General features: G+C 71.2%; 17 protein-coding genes and 1 pseudogene. 5 read left to right on the top strand and 13 right to left on the bottom strand.

The genetic code is table 11. The features are described 5' to 3' along the window. Window positions 1-42: 42 nt before the first annotated feature. The 3 genes from ABZ919_RS34145 to ABZ919_RS34135 all read right to left on the bottom strand — a co-directional run bounded on the left by ABZ919_RS34145 (window position 43) and on the right by ABZ919_RS34135 (window position 2,672). A complete protein-coding gene (locus tag ABZ919_RS34145; protein ID WP_361255675.1) occupies window positions 43-1,026 on the bottom strand; it encodes a lytic polysaccharide monooxygenase in 984 nt (327 codons plus the stop codon). A 455-nt stretch (window positions 1,027-1,481) separates the two neighbouring features. Further along, window positions 1,482-2,327: a hypothetical protein gene (locus ABZ919_RS34140; RefSeq protein ID WP_361255672.1), complete on the bottom strand. Its 846-nt coding sequence runs from the start codon at window positions 2,325-2,327 to the stop codon at window positions 1,482-1,484. Between the two features lie 126 nt (window positions 2,328-2,453). Next, window positions 2,454-2,672, bottom strand: coding sequence for a hypothetical protein (locus tag ABZ919_RS34135; protein WP_361255669.1), 219 nt, complete (start codon window positions 2,670-2,672; stop codon window positions 2,454-2,456). 104 nt (window positions 2,673-2,776) lie between these two features. Here ABZ919_RS34135 and ABZ919_RS34130 point away from each other — a divergent pair. Further along, window positions 2,777-3,286: pseudogene (locus ABZ919_RS34130) on the top strand (hypothetical protein); the annotation flags it as partial. 89 nt (window positions 3,287-3,375) lie between these two features. On the opposite strand, the gene ABZ919_RS34125 reads toward ABZ919_RS34130, so the two are convergent. Next, the gene (locus tag ABZ919_RS34125; RefSeq protein ID WP_361255666.1) at window positions 3,376-4,170 is read right to left on the bottom strand and encodes an FkbM family methyltransferase; all 795 of its coding nucleotides are present in this window, start codon (window positions 4,168-4,170) and stop codon (window positions 3,376-3,378) included. A gap of 193 nt (window positions 4,171-4,363) precedes the next feature. Here ABZ919_RS34125 and ABZ919_RS34120 point away from each other — a divergent pair, with 193 nt between their 5' ends. Next, window positions 4,364-4,759 (top strand): hypothetical protein, encoded by a 396-nt coding sequence (locus tag ABZ919_RS34120; RefSeq protein WP_361255664.1) that lies wholly within the window; start codon window positions 4,364-4,366, stop codon window positions 4,757-4,759. A 48-nt stretch (window positions 4,760-4,807) separates the two neighbouring features. On the opposite strand, the gene ABZ919_RS34115 is transcribed toward ABZ919_RS34120, so the two are convergent. After that, a complete protein-coding gene (locus ABZ919_RS34115) occupies window positions 4,808-4,942 on the bottom strand; it encodes a hypothetical protein (RefSeq protein ID WP_361255661.1) in 135 nt (44 codons plus the stop codon). A gap of 112 nt (window positions 4,943-5,054) precedes the next feature. Between ABZ919_RS34115 and ABZ919_RS34110 the strand changes: the two genes are divergently transcribed. Further along, entirely contained in the window at window positions 5,055-5,678 is a 624-nt protein-coding gene (locus ABZ919_RS34110; RefSeq protein WP_361255658.1) for a class I SAM-dependent methyltransferase, read from the top strand. Between the two features lie 37 nt (window positions 5,679-5,715). On the opposite strand, the gene ABZ919_RS34105 is transcribed toward ABZ919_RS34110, so the two are convergent. Next, a complete protein-coding gene (locus ABZ919_RS34105) occupies window positions 5,716-6,216 on the bottom strand; it encodes a DUF402 domain-containing protein (RefSeq protein ID WP_361255655.1) in 501 nt (166 codons plus the stop codon). Continuing rightward, window positions 6,197-7,126, bottom strand: a complete 930-nt coding sequence (locus ABZ919_RS34100; RefSeq protein WP_361255652.1) for a GNAT family N-acetyltransferase — start codon at window positions 7,124-7,126, stop codon at window positions 6,197-6,199. The genes ABZ919_RS34105 and ABZ919_RS34100 overlap by 20 nt, the downstream gene beginning before the upstream one ends. Before the next feature lie 71 nt (window positions 7,127-7,197). On the opposite strand from ABZ919_RS34100, the gene ABZ919_RS34095 reads away from it, so the two are divergent. Continuing rightward, window positions 7,198-7,566, top strand: a complete 369-nt coding sequence (locus ABZ919_RS34095) for a GntR family transcriptional regulator (protein ID WP_361255649.1) — start codon at window positions 7,198-7,200, stop codon at window positions 7,564-7,566. Window positions 7,567-7,680: 114 nt separating this feature from the next. On the opposite strand, the gene ABZ919_RS34090 is transcribed toward ABZ919_RS34095, so the two are convergent. After that, window positions 7,681-8,451 (bottom strand): DUF72 domain-containing protein, encoded by a 771-nt coding sequence (locus ABZ919_RS34090; protein ID WP_361255646.1) that lies wholly within the window; start codon window positions 8,449-8,451, stop codon window positions 7,681-7,683. 15 nt (window positions 8,452-8,466) lie between these two features. Beyond that, window positions 8,467-9,576, bottom strand: a complete 1,110-nt coding sequence (locus ABZ919_RS34085) for a DUF5925 domain-containing protein (RefSeq protein ID WP_361255644.1) — start codon at window positions 9,574-9,576, stop codon at window positions 8,467-8,469. 209 nt (window positions 9,577-9,785) lie between these two features. Between ABZ919_RS34085 and ABZ919_RS34080 the strand changes: the two genes are divergently transcribed. Continuing rightward, the gene (locus ABZ919_RS34080) at window positions 9,786-11,204 is read left to right on the top strand and encodes a xylan 1,4-beta-xylosidase (protein WP_361255641.1); all 1,419 of its coding nucleotides are present in this window, start codon (window positions 9,786-9,788) and stop codon (window positions 11,202-11,204) included. Window positions 11,205-11,230: 26 nt separating this feature from the next. On the opposite strand, the gene ABZ919_RS34075 is transcribed toward ABZ919_RS34080, so the two are convergent. Genes ABZ919_RS34075 through ABZ919_RS34060 form a run of 4 tightly spaced genes read right to left on the bottom strand, consistent with a single transcriptional unit; the run spans window position 11,231 to window position 17,699 of the window. Further along, window positions 11,231-15,103: a lipopolysaccharide biosynthesis protein gene (locus ABZ919_RS34075; RefSeq protein WP_361255638.1), complete on the bottom strand. Its 3,873-nt coding sequence runs from the start codon at window positions 15,101-15,103 to the stop codon at window positions 11,231-11,233. After that, window positions 15,096-15,896 carry a polysaccharide deacetylase family protein gene (locus ABZ919_RS34070; RefSeq protein ID WP_361255635.1) on the bottom strand — a complete coding sequence of 267 codons (801 nt, stop codon included), beginning with the start codon at window positions 15,894-15,896 and terminating at the stop codon, window positions 15,096-15,098. The genes ABZ919_RS34075 and ABZ919_RS34070 overlap by 8 nt, the downstream gene beginning before the upstream one ends. Then, a complete protein-coding gene (locus ABZ919_RS34065; RefSeq protein ID WP_361255632.1) occupies window positions 15,889-16,878 on the bottom strand; it encodes a glycosyltransferase family 2 protein in 990 nt (329 codons plus the stop codon). Before ABZ919_RS34065 ends, ABZ919_RS34070 begins: the two co-directional genes overlap by 8 nt. Beyond that, entirely contained in the window at window positions 16,875-17,699 is an 825-nt protein-coding gene (locus ABZ919_RS34060) for a glycosyltransferase family 2 protein (protein ID WP_361255629.1), read from the bottom strand. Before ABZ919_RS34060 ends, ABZ919_RS34065 begins: the two co-directional genes overlap by 4 nt. Window positions 17,700-18,032 lie beyond the last annotated feature (333 nt).

The raw sequence follows: 18,032 nt of genomic DNA, 5'->3' as shown, positions 1-18,032 counted from the left end.
GGGGCCTGTCCGGCCTGAGCCGCCGGACAGGCCCCGGAACCCTCACCGGCGGTGCCCGCCGTCCGCCGCGCGCCGCCGCACCGACAGGAACAGCGCCGCGGATCCGAGCGCCAGCGCCGCCGCGCCGCCGATCGCGGTGTACGAGGTGCCGGAGGAGGCGCCGGTCTCCGCGAGGTCCTTCGAGGCACCGGCCGCCTTCGGCGTGCCGGCCGCGGCGGCCGCGGTGGAGGGCTGCTGCGCGGGTCGCTCGGCCGGCGCGGAGGTGCCGTCACCGCCGTGACCGTGGTGCCGCATCGTCGATTTGTCGGCACCGGCCGCGATCTGCTGGTCGGAGGGCGCGGAGGCCGACGGTGCGGGGCCGGTGCCCGTACGCCCCGGGCCGGCGCCGCCGAAGTCCACGTCCGAGCAGGAGTAGAACGCCTCCGGACTGTCCGAGCGCTGCCAGATCGCGTAGAGCAGCTGCCGGCCGGACCGCTCCGCAAGCGTGCCCGAGAACGTGTAGAAGCCGCCCGCCGCGACCGGGTCGGTGACCGTGGCCACCGGGTGCTCCAGATCCAGCCCGGACCAGGCCACCGGCTTCGCGGGGTCGTAACCGGGCTTGGTCAGGTAGACCTTGAAGGTGCCCTTGTGCGGGGCCGTCACGCGGTACTTGAAGGTGTACGGCCCGCTGTGCACGCGTGTCGCCGGCCAGTCGGCGCGGGCGAGGTCGAGGCCCTTGAACTCCTCGTTGTTCGCGCTGCACAGCTTGCCGTCCGGGATCAGCTTCCGGTGCCGCCCGGCGGCGTCGCCGATCCGGATGCCGTTCCAGTCGTACAGCGCCTGGGTGCCGCCGGCCGCCACGGCCGCCCTGCACGCGGCCGACTTCGGGTTCTCCGGTCCCTCCGCATAGCACTGCGAGACACGGCTGACCGGGTCGCCCATCGAACCGTGCGCGAAGGCGGGAGCGGCGGCGAGCGCGGTCAGGGCGACGGGCGGCAGACCGAGCACGGCGACGACGGCGGCCGTACGACGGGCGCGAGCGGGCATGCGGAACTCCTCGGAAAACGGTCCTTCGGTGGGGCTGGAACCCGTGGGGCGGATCCCGTGGGGTGACCAGAAGCTAGCCCCAAGAAACCGTGGAATCGCCTGCTGGAGGCGGGAGAAGGAGATCCTTATGGTGCCGTTAAGGCGGGACTAACCGGGGGCTCAGGAAGAGGGGGAGGGACTCCCCGACCCACCGGCGCCCGAGCAGGGCGACTGTCCGTGTCGGTTCGGGTGCGTTCGCCATCGGACGCCTGGCTCCCCGATTGGCTCCCGCCGGTGCATACGCGTTTTGCCTGTTGTGGCACGTCACCGTCGGAGGCTGATCTCGCGGATCCACGGTGGTTCGGGAGCGATCACCGCAGCGTACGGACTGAGCGGCGGAAGACCGCGAGATCGTACCTGAAGGCGAATACGAGACCTTCCTCCGGGTTTACAGTGACACGAGTTCTGGGTGCCTACTACGCACCGGGAGTCAGCTCAAAGCGCACGTCGTCGCTTTCACGGAGGATGTAGACGGGGTCGGTCTTCTCTTGCCATCCAATCGGCACGGCGTAGTAGCGGCCGTCGCGCACCGTGATGAGCCGCAGACCCGTGTAGCGGTAGCGCATACGGATGGTATTGCCCAGGTCCTTGGTCAGGAGTTGTCCCTGTGTGGGGGGAAAGTTGAGGGGCTTGGCGCTGTAGATGATCAGACCGGTGCTGCCGGGGGACGTAGTGCGGGCGTCGTTCCTGGCGTGTTGCTCGCCCAGATGACCAACGACCAAGGTGAGGGCCCAGAACAGGAAGAGTCCGGCCCCGAAAATCTGTAGGGCTGTGGTCCACACGCCTCTCGGGTGGTCCACGCCGTCGTGCGGCGCCGCACCGAGCAGGAGGCCGACGCCGATGAGCAGAGGGCCGGCCCAGTCCGGCAGCAGTAGCCGCCACAGCCACCACAGGACGAGAAGGATCAGGCCTGCCGCCACTAGGAACATGTGGCAGCGGACCAGTGCCTCGGGCAGAGCCTGACGCGACTGGCGTCGGTAGAGGGTGACAGCGACGATCAGGATGACGGTACTTACGAGAACCGGGAAGGTGATCAGGTTCAGGCTCTGCAGGGCGAACTCGGCGAAGCCGAAGCCTAGGTCGAAGGGGTTGAGGTGGTAGTAGCTGAAGTAATGGTTCATGTAGATGACGCCCAGGTAGAACATCAACGCGGCGATGAATGAGGCCTGGCCGATCACGATGTTGATCAGTTTGGACGACATCAGGTCTGCTGAGCCGGTTCCTCGTTCTTCCTGTTCGGGGCTTGACTTCCGTTCGCTCACGTACTGTCCGGAGCGGGGGCCTGCGGAGTCTCACCGTTGCCGGGAGGCGACGCACACTCGGGCGCGCCGTGACAGCCGGTGGCAGAAGCCGTCGGGCGTGGCACGATGCCGTTGTTCTTCGGCGTCTTACCGAGGTTCGAAGGCACCCTCGGTTCCGGGGGGACCGACCCATTGCCGTAGCCGGGCGAGTCGCTTGTCTGTCCTGGTGACGACGTGCCGGACGACGACGTGCCGGACGACGACGTGCCGGACGACGACGTGCCGGACGACGACGTGCCGGACGACGACGCTGCCGAGGACGACGGTGCCGGGCACGACGGGGAGGTGGATGCGGCCGTCACACACGACGGTGTGGGTGCCGGTGTGGGTGACGTCCCGCCCCCGCCGGACCCCGCTTTCGACCCGCAGGCGGTGACCATGCCCAGGCAGGCAGCCATGCAGAGGGCGATGTGTGCGATCCACCCGGGGCGGTGCCTCATACAGGTTCTCCGTGTCCGACCGGTGCAGTCAGCACGGACTTTAGGGCCGCGTTGCCAACCGACGGAGAGCCTGACGAGGAGGGTGGACCAACTCCGCCCGAAAGGAGCAGCGGGAAGCAGGTCGACCAGCATGGGAGGGCGTGGCGGGAATCGAACCCACGTAACTCGCTTTGCAGGTTTGTCTGTGGACCTGCGGGCCGCCTGGCGTTCGAGCGGTTGCAGGGCCGCTTGCAGCGCCGCGGCGTGGGCGCGCTCCGCCTCGCCGAGCAGTGGCCGGCGCACTTCGTGGCCTTCGGCCTACTTCGGCTCTCCGGCACGGACACGACCAGGTGGGCCTACCGGCGGCGCAGGGCGGCCTTCGAGGTCCTCTTCGTTGACCACCGGCTCACCGCACCGTGGGTGTTGTGCTCATCGACCACCGATCCGGCCACCGTGCGTGAGTGGCTGACCAGCTGGACGGCGGTCGGGCTCGAAGGAGTGGTCTACAAGAGGTTGGACAGCGCCTACGAGCCGTCGGTCCGCGGGTGGCGCACGTACAAGACCCGGGCTCAGGAAGAGGGGGAGGGAAGTCAGGGCCTGACCGCGAACACCATGCCGATGTCGCCGGCCTGCTGCACCGGGTTCTGCTCGGTGCTGACCGTGAAGCCGTGCGTGAGGAGGACCTCGCAGACTGTGCCGCGGTTCTGCTGCCAGCGCTCCACCTCGACGACGGCCTGGCGGACCAGCGGCCAATGCCGTTCCTCGATGCCTCTGAGCACATCGAGTTCGGCGCCTTCCACATCGACCTTGAGCAGGTCGATGCGGTCGATGCCCTGCTCGTCGAGCACTGAGGACAGGGGCCTGACCTTCACCCGGTGCGTCTCGAGCCGCAGCATCACCCGCAGCTTGCGGCTGACGAGAGGAGTGAGGACGGGAGCGGGTACGCGGCGCAGGACCGGTCCCAGGCCGCCCTGGCGGATCATTTCGACGACGCCGGCGGTGACCCGCCGCCGCTCAGCCTCGATGTTCCCCTGGTCCCGCGAGGAGGACGAGAAGATCGTGGCGGCCGGAACGTAGCTGAAATCCAGCTCCTCGTCACGGGACGCCAGGCCGTAAGGGAGCGCGGTCAGGCGTCCGTTGAAGAACTCGCGGGCATTGCGTTCGAGTGTCGCGTGCAGGGGCGGGACCGGCTCGAAGGCGTAGATCCGCACGTCGCCGTCGAGCCGCTCGTAGACGGCCGCCGAGAACACACCGATGTTGGCGCCCACGTCGAGTACCGTCGCGCCCGGCGTGCACTCGACGCCGTGTGTGAAGTAGCCGCCCACCTCCTCGCGCAGGAAGGACGCCTCCCAACGATTGACACTGTGCAGTTCAATCGCACTCATGGCCATGACAAGATGATTTATCAGGGTCGGAGCCAACAATCCAGCCCGCCGGCTTCACTCCGGCCGCGTCCCTGATCGGCCGTGCTGGATGCGGGGTGGGCCAACTGGGGGCGGCGAACGGCGAGTACGGCCAGGTGGGCTAGATTCATGGTCGTCTTCGCACGTCCCGTCCCCACTGCCTGAGGAACCGCCCGTGTCCCACATACCGCCCCTGGGCGGCCAGAACGCCCCGCACAGCTCGGCGGAGATACGACGCAACCGCCTGATCCTCCTCGGCCTGGTCCTCGTCCTCGGGGGCATGGTGGCGCTTTGGGCCTTCGGCCCGCACGACACGAAGGACCAGTCCGGGACGCTCAAGGCCGGTGACTGCTTCCAGAACATCGGGACGGACAAGGAAGCGAAGACCAAGAAGCTCGACTGCACCGACCCGCACGCCGACTACAAGGTCCTGAAGATGAACAAGGACGCAGTCGTCGACACCCTCGCCTGCTCCGACGTCCCGGGCACGACCGGCTCGCTCACCGAGTCCGGGCCCGGCAAATGGTTCGTCGTCTGCTTCAAGAACAACGACGAGAAGGGCAGGAAATAGCCGGACGCCGGCGAGCTCCTGGTCGGAGCGAGGCCGGCCACGGCGGGGTCAGACGTCGGGCCACCAGGTGCGTGCGATGTCCTTGCGCACCTCGGGGCGTCCCGCGGGGCGTTCCTCCGCCTCTTCCCGGGTCCGGTGGCCGGCCGTCTTCTTCAGGGGCTTCTGCACGGTTACGCGGCGCATGGCTGCCTCCTTCAGTGCCTACCGAGTTTCCGCGTCGGCACGGTGGTAGACGCTTTCGGCGAGAGTTCCTCATCGAAGCCGGGTTGTCAGTGGCGGGTGTCACTATGTGGGAATGACGAATGCGAACGGTCACACGGTTGCGGCGGGTACTGCGGAAGTGGACTGGGACGCCGAGGCGGAGGCCTTCGACGACGAGCCGGACCACGGCCTGCGTGACCCGGGGGTCCGCGCGGCCTGGGCCGACCGGCTCCGCTCCTGGCTGCCCGGGCGCCCCGCCGACGTCCTCGACCTCGGCTGCGGCACCGGCAGCCTGTCGCTCCTGGCCGCCGAACAGGGACACAGGGTGACGGGCGTCGACTCGTCCCCGGCCATGGTCGAGCGGGCCCGCGCCAAGCTCGCCGGTCGCGACGCGGTCGTCCTGCACGGTGAGGCCGCGGCCCCGCCGGTGGGTGACCGGCGCTTCGACGCCGTCCTCGTACGGCACGTGCTCTGGACGCTGCCCGGGCCCGGCCGGGTGCTGCGGCACTGGCGGGAGCTGCTCCGCCCCGGAGGCCGCTTCGTACTGGTCGAGGGCGTCTGGGGCACGCTGCACCCGGTCGGCATACCCGCCGACCGCATCGCCGCGCTGCTGGCACCGCTGAGCACGGAGGTGCACGTGGAGCGACTCTCCGACGACTCGCTGTTGTGGGGGAAGCAGGTGGAGGACGAGCGGTACGCGGTGGTGGCGAGGGTGTGAGGGCGGCGGGGACCTGAGCGCGCGGTGGCCGAGGGTGTCAGGCCAGCAACTCCCCGAAGCCGCCGCTGCGGGCCAGCGTCTCCAGTTCCCCGAGCGCGGCCACCGCGGCGGACGCGGCCTCGGGGTCCGTCTCGGTCAGCCCGCTCTCGGCGAACTCGTCCTCGTCCAGACGCCGCACGTCCGTGCCGTCGGCGGAGCGCCACAGGTCCAGGTCGAGGTCTTCCACGACCAGTTCACCGCCCCTGCGGACCGCCGGACGCGTGATGTCGCAGTACCAGCCCTTCACCGTGCCGTCCGCGGCGCGGACCTCCTTCACCGAGTACCAGCGGTTGCGCCAGTAGTACTCGGTGAAGAGGTCGCCCGGCTCGAAGCGGACGAAGCCGAAGTCGCGGACGCCTGAGCCGGCCCAGGGGGCGCGGACGGCGATCCGGGTGCCGTCGTCGCCGAGCAGCTCGGCCGGGTAACGGATCTTCGTCCGGCCCGCCTTGACCAGGACGACCTCCAACGGGGCGGTCGGCTCAGCCGAGTTCGCGGACATGGCGCACCTCCGCCGCACAGATCTCGTACCCGAACCACTTGTTGATCGCGAGCATGGGGCCGTTTCCGGTGTCGTTGCCCGTGAAGGCCTCCGTGCAACCGGCGGCACGGGCCCGGTGCAGGGAATGGGCCTTGACGAGCTTGGCCAGGCCACGGCCCCGGTGGACGCGGGCGGTGCCGGTCATCGCCGTGGAGTAGCGGCCGCCGCCGTCGGTGTAGGCCACGCTGAAGGCGACCGGACGGCCCTCGACGCAGGCGGCCACCGTCAGGTCGCGGTCCAGGAGCGGATGCTTCCAGTCCTGCTCCAGCCAGGCGTCGTAGTCCGCGTACTCGCAGTCGACGTCGCTCGGCTCGTCGCGCATCGTCTGGGCGTCCAGCTCGAACAGGGGCCGCGGGTCGTCCGCGAAGTCCGCGGCCGTGCGCAGTTCCACGCCCGGTGGGGTCCGCGGCAGCGCGGGGAGGTCGGCGCCCGCCAGGTCGAGGCGGAGGAAGTGGGCGGACCGGCTGCCGCGATAGCCGTGCCGTTCCGCGAAGGCGCGGTTGGCCGGCTCGTCGAGGACCCAGCTGAGCAGCCTGGTCGCGCCCAGAGCGGTGAGGTACTCCTCGGCCGCCCGCAGCAGCAGCCCGCCGGCGCCGCGACCGGTCCGGTCCGGCCGCACGTAGATGTTCACCAGCCCCTGGCCCGGCTCGGCGCTGTCGTGGGCCAGATGGACCTGGGCCGTGCCGATCACCTCTCCGTCCTCCTCCGCGACCAGCGGGCGGTAGCGGGCCTCGGGGGGACTGTGGAGGGCGTTGTGGCGGACCGAGTCCGCGGTGAACAGGATGTAGGGCAGGGCGAGATGGCGGACCCGGGCGAAGCCCTCGGTGTCGGCCGGTACGTCGGGACGCAGGTCCCGCACGATCACTGTCATGGGTAGGCACCGTAGGCGGAGGCGTGCCGGGGGTGCCTCTGATTTTCCGGCGGGTGCGGGACAATCGGCGCGTGAGCCTGAAGATCCGCATCGATGACAGCGCGCCCCCGTACGAGCAGGTGCGGGCACAGATCTCCGAGCAGGCGCGGTCCGGGGTACTGCCGGTCGGATACCGGCTGCCGACCGTACGGGGCCTGGCCGAGTCCCTGGGCCTCGCGGTGAACACGGTGGCCAAGGCGTACCGGGCGCTGGAGACCGACGGGGTGATCGAGACGCGGGGGCGCAACGGAACCTTCGTGGCCGCCGCCGGCTCGGCAGCGGAACGGGAGGCTTCCCTGGCCGCTCAGGCCTACGCCGATCGTGTGCGGCGGCTGGGGCTGGGGGAGGAGGCGGCTCTGGCCGCGGTGCGCGATGCCCTGCGCGCGGCCTTCGGGGAGTAGGGGATGCCGGTGCCGGTGCCGGGGAGGGTTCGGCACCGCCGGCTTCCCCCGGCGTGGCCGAGTGCCGCTGCGGTGCCGAAGCGAGCGGCGGCAGTGCGTGGGACGGCGGAACGGTCACCGCTGTGATGCCGGCTCCGGTGTCCGCGTCACCGTCAGCCCCGCCCTTCGTGCCGCCCGGCCGAAGGCCACCGCATCCGCCACCGCCGCACCGCCCGGATCGTTGTTGAAGTACGCGTAGACGTCCTCCTCCTGCTGCCACGTCGTCGCGATGCGGTCCACCCAGGTCTCCAGGGAGCGGCGGCCGTAGCGGGGCCAGGGCTGGGCGCGGCCCTGGTGGAAGCGGACGTACCCCCAGTCGGTTGTGCGCCACAGCGGGGTGACCGGGCGGGCCAGGACGTCCGCCCAGCACAGGGCCGCCTCCCGGGCCGACAGCACCTCCCGCACCTCGGGCGTCCACCACGAGTCGTGGCGCGGCTCCACCGCGACCCTGGTACCCGGAGGGAAACAAGCCAGGCAGGCGTCCAGCAGGGACGGATCCGCGCGCAGGGTGGGCGGGAGCTGGAGGAGGACCGGGCCCAGACGGCCGCCCAGGCCCGCCGCGTGGGTCATCAGGCGGTGGACCGGTTCCCCGGGGTCTTTCAGGCGCTTGATGTGGGTGAGAAAGCGGCTGGCCTTGACCGCGATCACGAAGTCCGGCGGCACGCGCACACGCCAGGAGGCGAAGGTGTCGTACGACGGCAGCCGGTAGAAGGCGTTGTTGAGCTCCACCGTCGCGAAGAGCCGCGTGTACTCCTCCAGCCACAGCCGTGCCGGGACCCCGGCCGGATAGACGAGGTCCCGCCAGTCCTTGTACTGCCACCCGGAGGTGCCGACGAACAAGGTCACAGCACCATCAAAGCACTACAGGTACAGGCCCGCGTCCGCGCCGTCCCGCGCCCCGGGCACCGAGGTCGGCGCCGTGCCCCGGCGCAGGGCGAACAGCTCGGCCAGCGTCGCCCCGTCACGGCCGACGGCATCCTTGCGGCCGTCGGTCTCACCGCCGAGCCAGTGCAGCGCCTCGCTGCGGGTCAGCCTGCCCACCTCGATGCGGGCCAGGCAGCGGCCGGGACGGACCACGGCCGGATGCAGGCGCTCCAGGTCCTCGTTGGTGGTGACACCGACCAGGACGTTGCGGCCCTGGCCGAGCAGGCCGTCGGTGAGGTTCAGCAGCCGGGACAGTGCCTGGCCCGCGGTGTGCTTGGCCTCGCCGCGGATCAGTTCGTCGCAGTCCTCCAGCAGGAGAAGACGCCAGCGGCCCTTGCCCGCCGCGTCCTCCTCGCCGATCGCGATGTCCATCAGATAGCCGACGTCGGAGAAGAGCCGTTCGGGGTCGAGGACGCAGTCGACCTGGCACCAGTCGCGCCAGGAGCGGGCCAGGGTGCGCAGGGCCGAGGTCTTGCCGGTGCCGGGCGGGCCGTGCAGCAGGAGCAGCCGGCCGGCGATGTCCTCCGGGGTCGTGTGCATCAGGCGGTCCATCGCCTCCGCCACCGGTGCCGTGTAGTTGGCGCGGACCTCGTCCCAGGTGCCCGCGGAGATCTGGCGGGTGGTGCGGTGCGGGCCGCGCCGGGGGGAGACGTACCAGAAGCCCATCGTCACGTTCTCGGGCTGCGGCTCGGGCTCGTCGGCGGCGCCGTCCGTCGCCTGGTCGAGGACCGTCTCGGCGAGTTCGGCGCTGGTCGCGGTGACCGTGACGTCCGCGCCGCGGTTCCAGCGGGAGATCAGCAGGGTCCAGCCGTCACCCTCGGCGAGGGTGGCGCTGCGGTCGTCGTCGCGGGCGATCCTGAGCACCCGGGCGCCGTCGGGCAGCAGGGTCGCGCCGGAGCGCACGCGGTCGATGTTCGCCGCGTACGAGTACGGCTGCTCGCCCGTCGCGAAGCGGCCGAGGAACAGCGCGTCGACGACGTCGGAGGGCGAGTCGGAGTCGTCGACGTGGAGCCGGATCGGCAGAGCGTCGTGTGGGTTCGCAGACATGCCGCCATGATCCGGCACGGACGTGCCGTGCGCACGGCATTTCGCACCGGTGCAAGCCGCGGTTCGGAACGCGCGGGCCGTCCTGGACCGCTCGCGCCCGCGCGGCGGAGCCACATGCGGAAGCAGCCCCGCGCCCTTTCGCGGCGCTGCTCTCCGCGTGTTTCCCACACCTGCCCGAAGCGCCGCTTCCGCCGTTACTGTTGTCCCCGATGGGACGTCATGGGTGGGATTCGGATACTCGGCGGTGGCGACTCACCGCCCTGCTCGGGGTGGGCGCGGCCGTGCTGGCCCTGGCGGTGACCCTGTTCGGCACGCTGTCCGGCGGGCCCAGCACGGCCGGCACCACACGCGACGGCGACAAGGTCCACGGCACTCCGGCCGGGCCCGGTGCGAAACCGGAGCCCTACGTCGGCTGGGGCTTCACCCACACCCAGTACAGCGCCGACGAGGGCGCCGGTGCGGCCACCGCCCGTGTGCGGCGACTGCTCGGGCAGGACGCCGGGCTGGCGCAGAACCAGCACATCATGGGCTGGGGCGCCGACAATCCCGAACCGGTCGCGGGGCACTACGACTTCGGCGCGCTCGACCGCCGTGTCGACTTCATGCGCGCCTCCGGCGGCGCCCCGGTGATCACGCTGTGCTGCTCCCCGGACTGGATGAAGGGCGGCAAGGCCGGGGTCGGCAACACGAACTGGAGCCAGGCCGCCCTGGAGACGGCACCCACCCCGGACCACTACCAGGACTTCGCCGCCCTCGCCGCCACCGTCGCCCGGCGCTACCCGGACGTGAAGCACTTCATCGTCTGGAACGAGTTCAAGGGCTTCTGGAACGACGCCGGGTCCCGCTGGGACTACGAGGGCTACACCAGGATGTACAACCTGGTGTACAGGGCGCTGAAGAAGGTCGGCAAGGACATCATGGTCGGCGGGCCCTACCTGGTGATGGACAGCGTAGATCCGCGCGACCAGAACGCCTCCACCGCGCTGAAGGGACCCTGGGGCGCGATGGACCGGCGTGTCCTCGACGCCTTCTCCTACTGGAACGCGCACAAGGCCGGTGCCGACTTCACCGTGGTCGACGGTTCCAGCTACACCCACGACGACGACCTGCTGCCCGACGAGTTCGCGGCCACCGACAAGCTGACGGCGGTGAGCGAGTGGGTACGGCGGCAGACCCACGACCTGCCGCTGTGGTGGGCCGAGTACTACGTGGAGCCCGGCGACGGCAACGGCAACCGCACGGGCTGGTCCGAGCCGCACCGCCTCGCCGTGCAGGCCACCGGCATGATCTCCATGGTCAGGGGCGGCGCCGACTCCGGCTTCTACTGGAACCCGGAGGACAGGAGGGGCACCGACTGCCCCGGTTGCTTGTGGACGCCCACCGACAGCGCCTCCGGGGGCACGCCCCTGCCCATGTACGACCTGGTGTCCCGGTTCGCCAAGGCCTTCCCGCCGAAGACGGCGTACCAGAACGTGTCCGTCGCGGCGGACGACGCGCCCAACGTCCGCGTCCTGGCCACCGCCAGGACGGCTCTCGTGGTCAACACCCTGGACCGGACGATCAGTGCGCAGGTCGACGGCAAGCGGTTCGACATGCGGCCGTACGAGGTGAGGTGGCTCGATCGCTGAGCCACCCCCCACCGCCGGCCCGTCACTCACTTCATCGTCAGGAACCGCTGCACCAGCGAGGCCAGCACCACCGCCAGCAGCGGCAGCGCGAACCAGAACGTGCCCTGCAGCAGCCGCAGCCGGCGCACACCCGGCCCGAGCGCGACCCGTACGACCTCCCGCGCGGCCAGCAGCAGGATCAGCACGACGGCGGCCAGCGCGCCGACCACCGACCACGGGGTCCAGGTCACCTGCGGCCCGATCGGCCCCGGTTCCTGCCGCGGCACCGCACCGGCCGGCTGCTTGCGCAGTGCGAACACGGTGACGTCGTCGTTGACCAGGACCTTCGTCAGCTCCTGCCGGTCGTCCAGGTTCTCGATCAGCCGGGGCTCCCAGGTCGCGGAGTAGCCGGCGTCCAGCTGCAGATAGGTCACCTGACTCCGGTTGACCATCAGATACGAGTTCGGGCCGGCGTCCTTGAGCGCCTTGACCAGGCCGGAGACCAGCACCGGGTCGGTCGGTGCGAGCGTCGGCACATAGTTCACCCGCTCCATGTCCTTGGCGCCCCACGGCATCGCCGGCGTCACGTCGTTGACCGTGTCCTGGGTCAGCCACAGCAGCCGCACCGTCGGCCTGTCGTGGGCGTACACCCAGTTCATGGCCGCGACCTCGCCGGGCCGGGTGCGTTCGAACGGCTCGTTGCCCCAGCGGGCCACCAGGAAGCCGCCCATCAGCAGCAGCCCGGCCAGCAGGGCAGCCAGCGGGGCGAGACTCGCCCGGTCCTTCTCGCGCTCCTTCGCGGTGACGCCGGTCCGCGGGAAGAGGGCGAGGGCGCCGAGCAGGGCCGCGCCGGGCACCGCGAACATGAAGACGCGCAGCGCCATCTCGCCGCCGTACGACTGCATGCCGAAGCCCAGGAACGGCACGAAGGTCAGTACGAGCAGCGAACGTTCGCGGTAGCGGTGGAAGCGGCGGCGCCACCAGCCCCAGCAGGCGAACGCCATCGTCGAGCCGGCCAGCAGCACCCGCGCGTACAGCACCAGCTTGTGGGTCGAACTGCCGCCCTGGATCCGGCCGGACACGGAGGTCGAGACATTGCTGCCGACCCCGCCGACCCCGCCGAACAGGTCGTTGAAGTGCCCGGACCAGTACGGCTCGGCCATGAAGCCGACCCAGACCGCGACCAGCACCGCGAACAGCAGCGGCAGGCCGCGCAGTTCGGACCGGCCGAGCAGGACGAGGACCGTGAGCACGCCGAGCATGACGAACGGGGTCAGCTGGTGCGCGGGGACGCTCGCCGCGTACAGGCCGATCAGCACCAGCAGCAGTCCGGCTCGCTGACGCCGGTCGGCCGGTTCCACCTCGGCCTCGCCCGGGCGGAACCTGGTCCAGATCACGCGCGGCGGGCGGAACCAGACCAGCAGGATCGCCACGAACATCAGGTACAGCAGATAGGTGAAGCCCTGCGGCGAGAAGTAGTCCTGGCCGACCCAGCCGCACAGCACGAACAGCCAGACACCGGTCCACTTCGCCCGCCAGCTCGCCCTGAGCGACCGCGTCAGCAGGAACATCGGCGCCAGATAGGAGAGCTGGATGGCGGTCGGCCACCAGCGGATGACCTCGGTGAAGTCGGTGACCCCGCAGGCCCGGCCGGCGAACGCGGCCACCGCGAAGAAGCCCGGCCAGCTCCAGCGGGCGTCCAGATCCGGTACCGCCGACCCGGTGCGGTCGATGTAGTCGAGGAACCCGAGGTGCTGCCAGGCCGTCGGGAACCGCGGCTCGGTCTCGATCAGGGCGGGCAGCGCGTGCAGCGACACCACGGTCGCCACCAGCGTGACCAGCAGCAGCGCCCGGTGCTCGCGGCGCAGCCAGAGCAGCGCGGCGAACACGGTGACCAGCAGACCCGCCCCGGCCAGGGTCGGCGGCGGCAGCACCGAGATCAGCCCGAGGCCGCCCATCCGGTCAAGATCGGCCTCGCCGAGCCGCAGCGCGGGCACCCAGTACAGCAGCAGCGCGGCGATCAGCAGGCAGCCGAGGACCACACCGGAGCGGGTGGGCGCCGGCCGCTGACGGAGCGGGACCGGTGCCGGGAGCCCCTCGGGTTCGGGCTCGCCGGCCGCGGGCTCGTCCGGTGCGGCGGTGTGCGCGGCCGGTGCCGGGTGCGGGTGCATCCTCCCGACGGACGCGTCCATTTCCTCCTCCGTGAACGGCGCGTCGACCTCCGCCGCCTCCGCCTCCCGCAGCAGTTCGGCCTCGGCGGGGCCCAGCGAGGCCTCGCTGCCGGGCTCCCGTGCTTCGACCGGGAGTCCCACCTGAACCGCCGGCGCGGGCACCGGCGTACCGGCGGGTGGGGTGCCGGGACCGGGGCGGACGTCGGGACGGCGCTCGACGTGGTCGAAGTCCACGTGGATGCCGAGGGCGAGGGTGTCGGAGTCCAGCGCCCAGGCCGGGCTGTGCCGGCGTGCCGGGGTGGAGGACGGGACCGTGGGGGTCTCCCCGCTCACGGGAAGCCGGGAGTGGGGGAAGGCGCCCAGGTCGGCGAGGTCCCCGTCGGGTGCCGCGATGTCGGGCACCGCGTCCGCCGCGGTCCGGATCGTCTTCCACAGCCTCGGCGCGGCGATCGCCGCGATCACCGCGAGGCTCCCGGCCTCGGCCACCCCCGCGCCGGTCAGCCCCATCCGGGGCAGGAGCAGCAGGGTAAGGCCCAGTACCAGCGCGCACAGCAGACCCTGGAGCCAGGCGAGACCGGCGGTGCGGCTGCGCGCGCGCAGCACCGCGAAGTACGTCTCGATCACCACCCGCAGCACCGAGCCGACCGCGAGCCAGCGCAGCAGCGGGGTCGCCGCGTGCGCGTAGCCCGCGCCGAACACGCCGAGGATCCACGGCGCCCCGATGATCCACAGGGCTGCGATCGGCAGCATGATCCGTGCCATCCGCCGCAGCGCGGCGCGGGTGTAGGCGGCCAGCCGCCCCGGGTCGTGCGAGCCCTCGACCGTGAGGGACGCGCCCATGTTGATGGCGAGCAGGTCGGTCGTGCCGCCGATCGTGGTGGCGATGTAGAAGTACGCGTTCTCCGCCGAACTGACCTGCGAGGCGACGATCACCGGCACGAGGTAGATCACGGCGAGCGAGAACAGCGAGCCGGTGTAGTCGCCGGCCAGGAACCTGCTGACCTGCCTCAGCGTCGGCGGGGTGGCGTGGTCCTCGGTCGCCTTGACGTGCCGGGGCACCAGCCGCCGGAAGACCAGCCAGCCCAGCGGCACCACGGAGGTGGCGATCGCGGCCACCCAGGAGACGAAGACGCCGGCGGTCGGGACGGCCACGGCGAACGCGACGAGCAGGGCCAGCTTCACCGCCGAGAAGACCGTGTTGCCCAGCGGCACCCAGGTCGCGCTGCGCAGCCCGGTCAGCACGCCGTCCTGCAGGGTGAGCAGGTTCCAGGCGATGACGGCGACGATGAAGCCGAGTCCGTTGACCGTCCCGTGCAGGAAGCGGTACGACGGCCCCCAGGTGTCCAGGGTCAGCAGGAAGATGCCGGCCGCGACCGCCACCAGCAGCGAACTGCCTGCGTACGTACGGGAGATGAGTGTGCCGGTGCGCTGCCCGGCGACCGGGATGAAGCGGGCCAGGGCGCCGGTCAGGGTCACCGCGGTCAGCCCGGCGAGGAACTTCATCGCGGCGATGGCGGCAGAGCCCTGCCCGACCGCCGACTCGGAGTAGTAGTGTGCCGCGGCCAGCCAGAAGCCGAGTCCGAGGACGGCGGAGATGCCGGTGTTGAGCATCAGCGCGTAGGCGTTGCGGAACAGCGGGCTGCCGCCGGGCGAGCGGCCCGTGCCGGGCAGCCGGAGGCGGCGCCCGGGCTTCTCGGGCGCCTCGGCGCCGGTCGTCGCGGACTCGGTCGTGGTGGTCGTGTCAGACACGGGAACGGATGGCCTTCCGGCGGACCTGGCGGGCTCTGCGGACGAGGGCGTACCCCTGGGTGAGGACGCGGTCCCTGGCGAAGGTGCGGGCGATGGCCCGGCCGTGGAGCAGCCGCTCGAACTCCTCCACGCCGGTGCCGCGCCGGACCGTGACCCGCCGGAGCGCGTACGGGCCCTGGCGGCGGCGGGCCAGGGCGTTGCCGACGGCCAGCGCCTGGGCGTACCCGTTCTCGCGCACGGCCCGGCGGACCCTGCGGTCGGAGTAGCCGTACGGGTAGGCGAAGGACACCGGGCGGGCGCCGAGTTCGTCCCGGACGATGTCCGTGCAGCGGGCCAGTTCCCTGTGCAGCGCGCCGTCGTCGAGCTGGTCGAGCTGCGGGTGGGTGTGGCTGTGGCCGCCGATCTCCACGCCGGCGGCGGCCAGTTCATGCACCTGCCGCCAGTCCAGCATGGTGTCCAGGCCGCCCCCGGTGTCGTACGCGCCCCTGATCCACCCGGTGGAGACGAACAAGGTGGCCGGGAAGCCGTGCTTGGCGAGCACGGGCAGCGCGTGCCGGTGCACGCCCTCGTAGCCGTCGTCGAAGGTGATCAGCACCGGCCGGGCGGGCAGCGGGCTTCCGGTGCGCCAGCGGGCCGCGAGGTCGGCGGTGGTGACCGGGGTCAGGCCCAGGTCGCCGACGAGTGCCATCTGCTCCGCGAACGCCTCCGGCCCGACCGACAGGGCGCGGGTGGCGTCGTTGGGGGCGGTGGCGACGGAGTGGTACATGAGGATCGGTACGGGAGTGTCACTCACCGGTGCCCCCTTCGATCGGCGCCACCGAGAACGTCGGACCGCCCCGCCGTGCACGCAGGCTGCCCAGCGCGTAGCCGCCGGCGGCGGTGAGCACCCCGGCGACGATCGCGCCCGCGCGTCCCGCGCCGCCCGGCCGGGCCAGCAGGGCGTCCCGCAGGCCACGAGCGACCCCTGCGGGCAGTACCCGGGTGGTGTACCGGCGTTCGGACTCCAGGCCCTTGTCCGCGCCGACGCTCTTCGCGACCAGCGCCTTGGACAGGCCCTCGGCGTAGGTGCGGGTGCGGAAGTAGGCGAAGTGCTCGCGGGGTGCGGGCACCCGGTGGTGGATCACCGCGCGGTCGTCGATGAGCAGGACGGCGTCGGGACGCGCGCGCGTGAGACGGATGCACAGTTCCGTCTCCTCGCAGCCCAGCGGGCGGCGGTCGCCGTCCCGGCCGATGCCGGTGGCGAAGCCGCCCGCGGCCTCGAACGCCGTACGCCGGAAAGAGGCGTTGCCGCCGAGGACGTTGCGGACCCGGACCCGGCCCGGCGGCAGCCCCTTGTAGGTGCAGCCCACCACCCAGTCGAACTCCTCCGGGAACCAGGCGGGCCGCCTGCCCGAGGCCCAGACGGGCAGCGTACGGCCGCCGACCGCCATGACGCGCGGGTCGGCGTACCCCTCGGCGAAGCGGCGCAGCCAGTCGCGTTCGGCCACGGCGTCGTCGTCCAGGAAGGCGATGACCTCGCCGTGCGAGGCGGCGATGCCGGTGTTGCGGCCGGCCGACAGGCCGCGCGGGCCCGCGTTGGCCAGCACCCGGACGCCGTGGGCCTCCTTGTACTCGCGCTCCAGCCGGTCCTTCAGGACCGGGTTGTGGTCCACCACCAGGAGCGTCTCCAGCGCCGGATACGACTGCGCGCGCACCGAGGAGACCGCCGCGAGGATGTCCTCCCAGCGGTCCTCGGTGTACACGCAGATCACGACGGAGATGCCGGGATCGGTCAAGACACCTCTCCCCGGACGGCGTCGAGCATCGGCGAGTGGCGTTCCTGGCGACGCAGCTCGCGCCGGTTGGAGCGTTCCTTGAGGATGACCTTGAGCACCCGGAACCCGTCGCGCACGGCCCGCAGGTTGCTGGTGCCGTGGATGCGGAGGTACTCGTGGCTCGGGATCTCCTGGACCTTCAGGCCGGCCTTGACCACTCTGATGTTCATCAGCGTCTCGACCTCGAAGCCGGTGCAGTCGAGGTCGATCTTGTCGAGGCAGTGCCGCCAGAACGCGTTGTAGCCGTAGCACAGATCGGTGTAGCGGGCGCCGAACTTGCGGTTGACGACGGTGCACAGCGCCCAGTTGCCGAGCTTGCGGATGAAGGTCATGTCGTCGGTGCCACCGCCGTTGGCGAAGCGCGAACCCTTGGCGAAGTCGGCGCCGGAGACCAGCGCGGAGACGTAACTGACGATCTCGCCGCCGTCCGCCGAGCCGTCCGCGTCGACCATCACGATGATGTCGCCGCTGCACGCCTCGAAACCGGTGATCAGGGCGTCCCCCTTGCCCTTGCCGCGCTGATCCACCACCTTGACGTCCGGCCACAGGGAACGGGCCACGTCGACGGTGTCGTCCGTCGAATTGCCGTCCACCAGGACGACTTCGTGGATCCAGTCGGGCAGCGTCTTGAAGACGTAGGGCAGGTTCTCCGCTTCGTTCATCGCGGGAATCACCACGCTCACCGGCGGAGTGATCGCCAGGTGAGAGGAGATCGGCCGGTAGTGCGTGGCGATCGTCGGATCCTGGTGCCCTGAACTGGGCGGGCGCAGGACGGAACTCATGAGTCTTTTCCCTCTCGTCCGGTGGACCGCCCACCCCCGGGCGGCCCGGCTCTGTGTCCGGTTCGAAAGGGGGGTTCTCATCTTCGGCGCGGTGAACTGGTCTCCGTGCACGCCGATGAGCTGGCAAAGCTGGCCGGTCCGCCGGAGAAGAACGGCAGCCGGTCGCGCGGCACGACTCGGTCACAGTTGCGGTCACCGAGCACGGCACCCCCCTACCGCGCCCCGCGCCGGTGGACGCCGCGGCCCTGAGCCCTCCCCTGGAGCCGTGTGCCGACGTGCCGGTGCGGGTGAGATGTACGACGGTATTGACGATTGAACCCGAAAGGCAACCCC

Source organism: Streptomyces sp. NPDC046759 (assembly GCF_040645475.1).
Lineage (GTDB): Bacteria > Actinomycetota > Actinomycetes > Streptomycetales > Streptomycetaceae > Streptomyces.
Note: the sequence above shows the minus strand (reverse complement) of the source record. Positions and strands in the feature narration are given on the sequence as shown.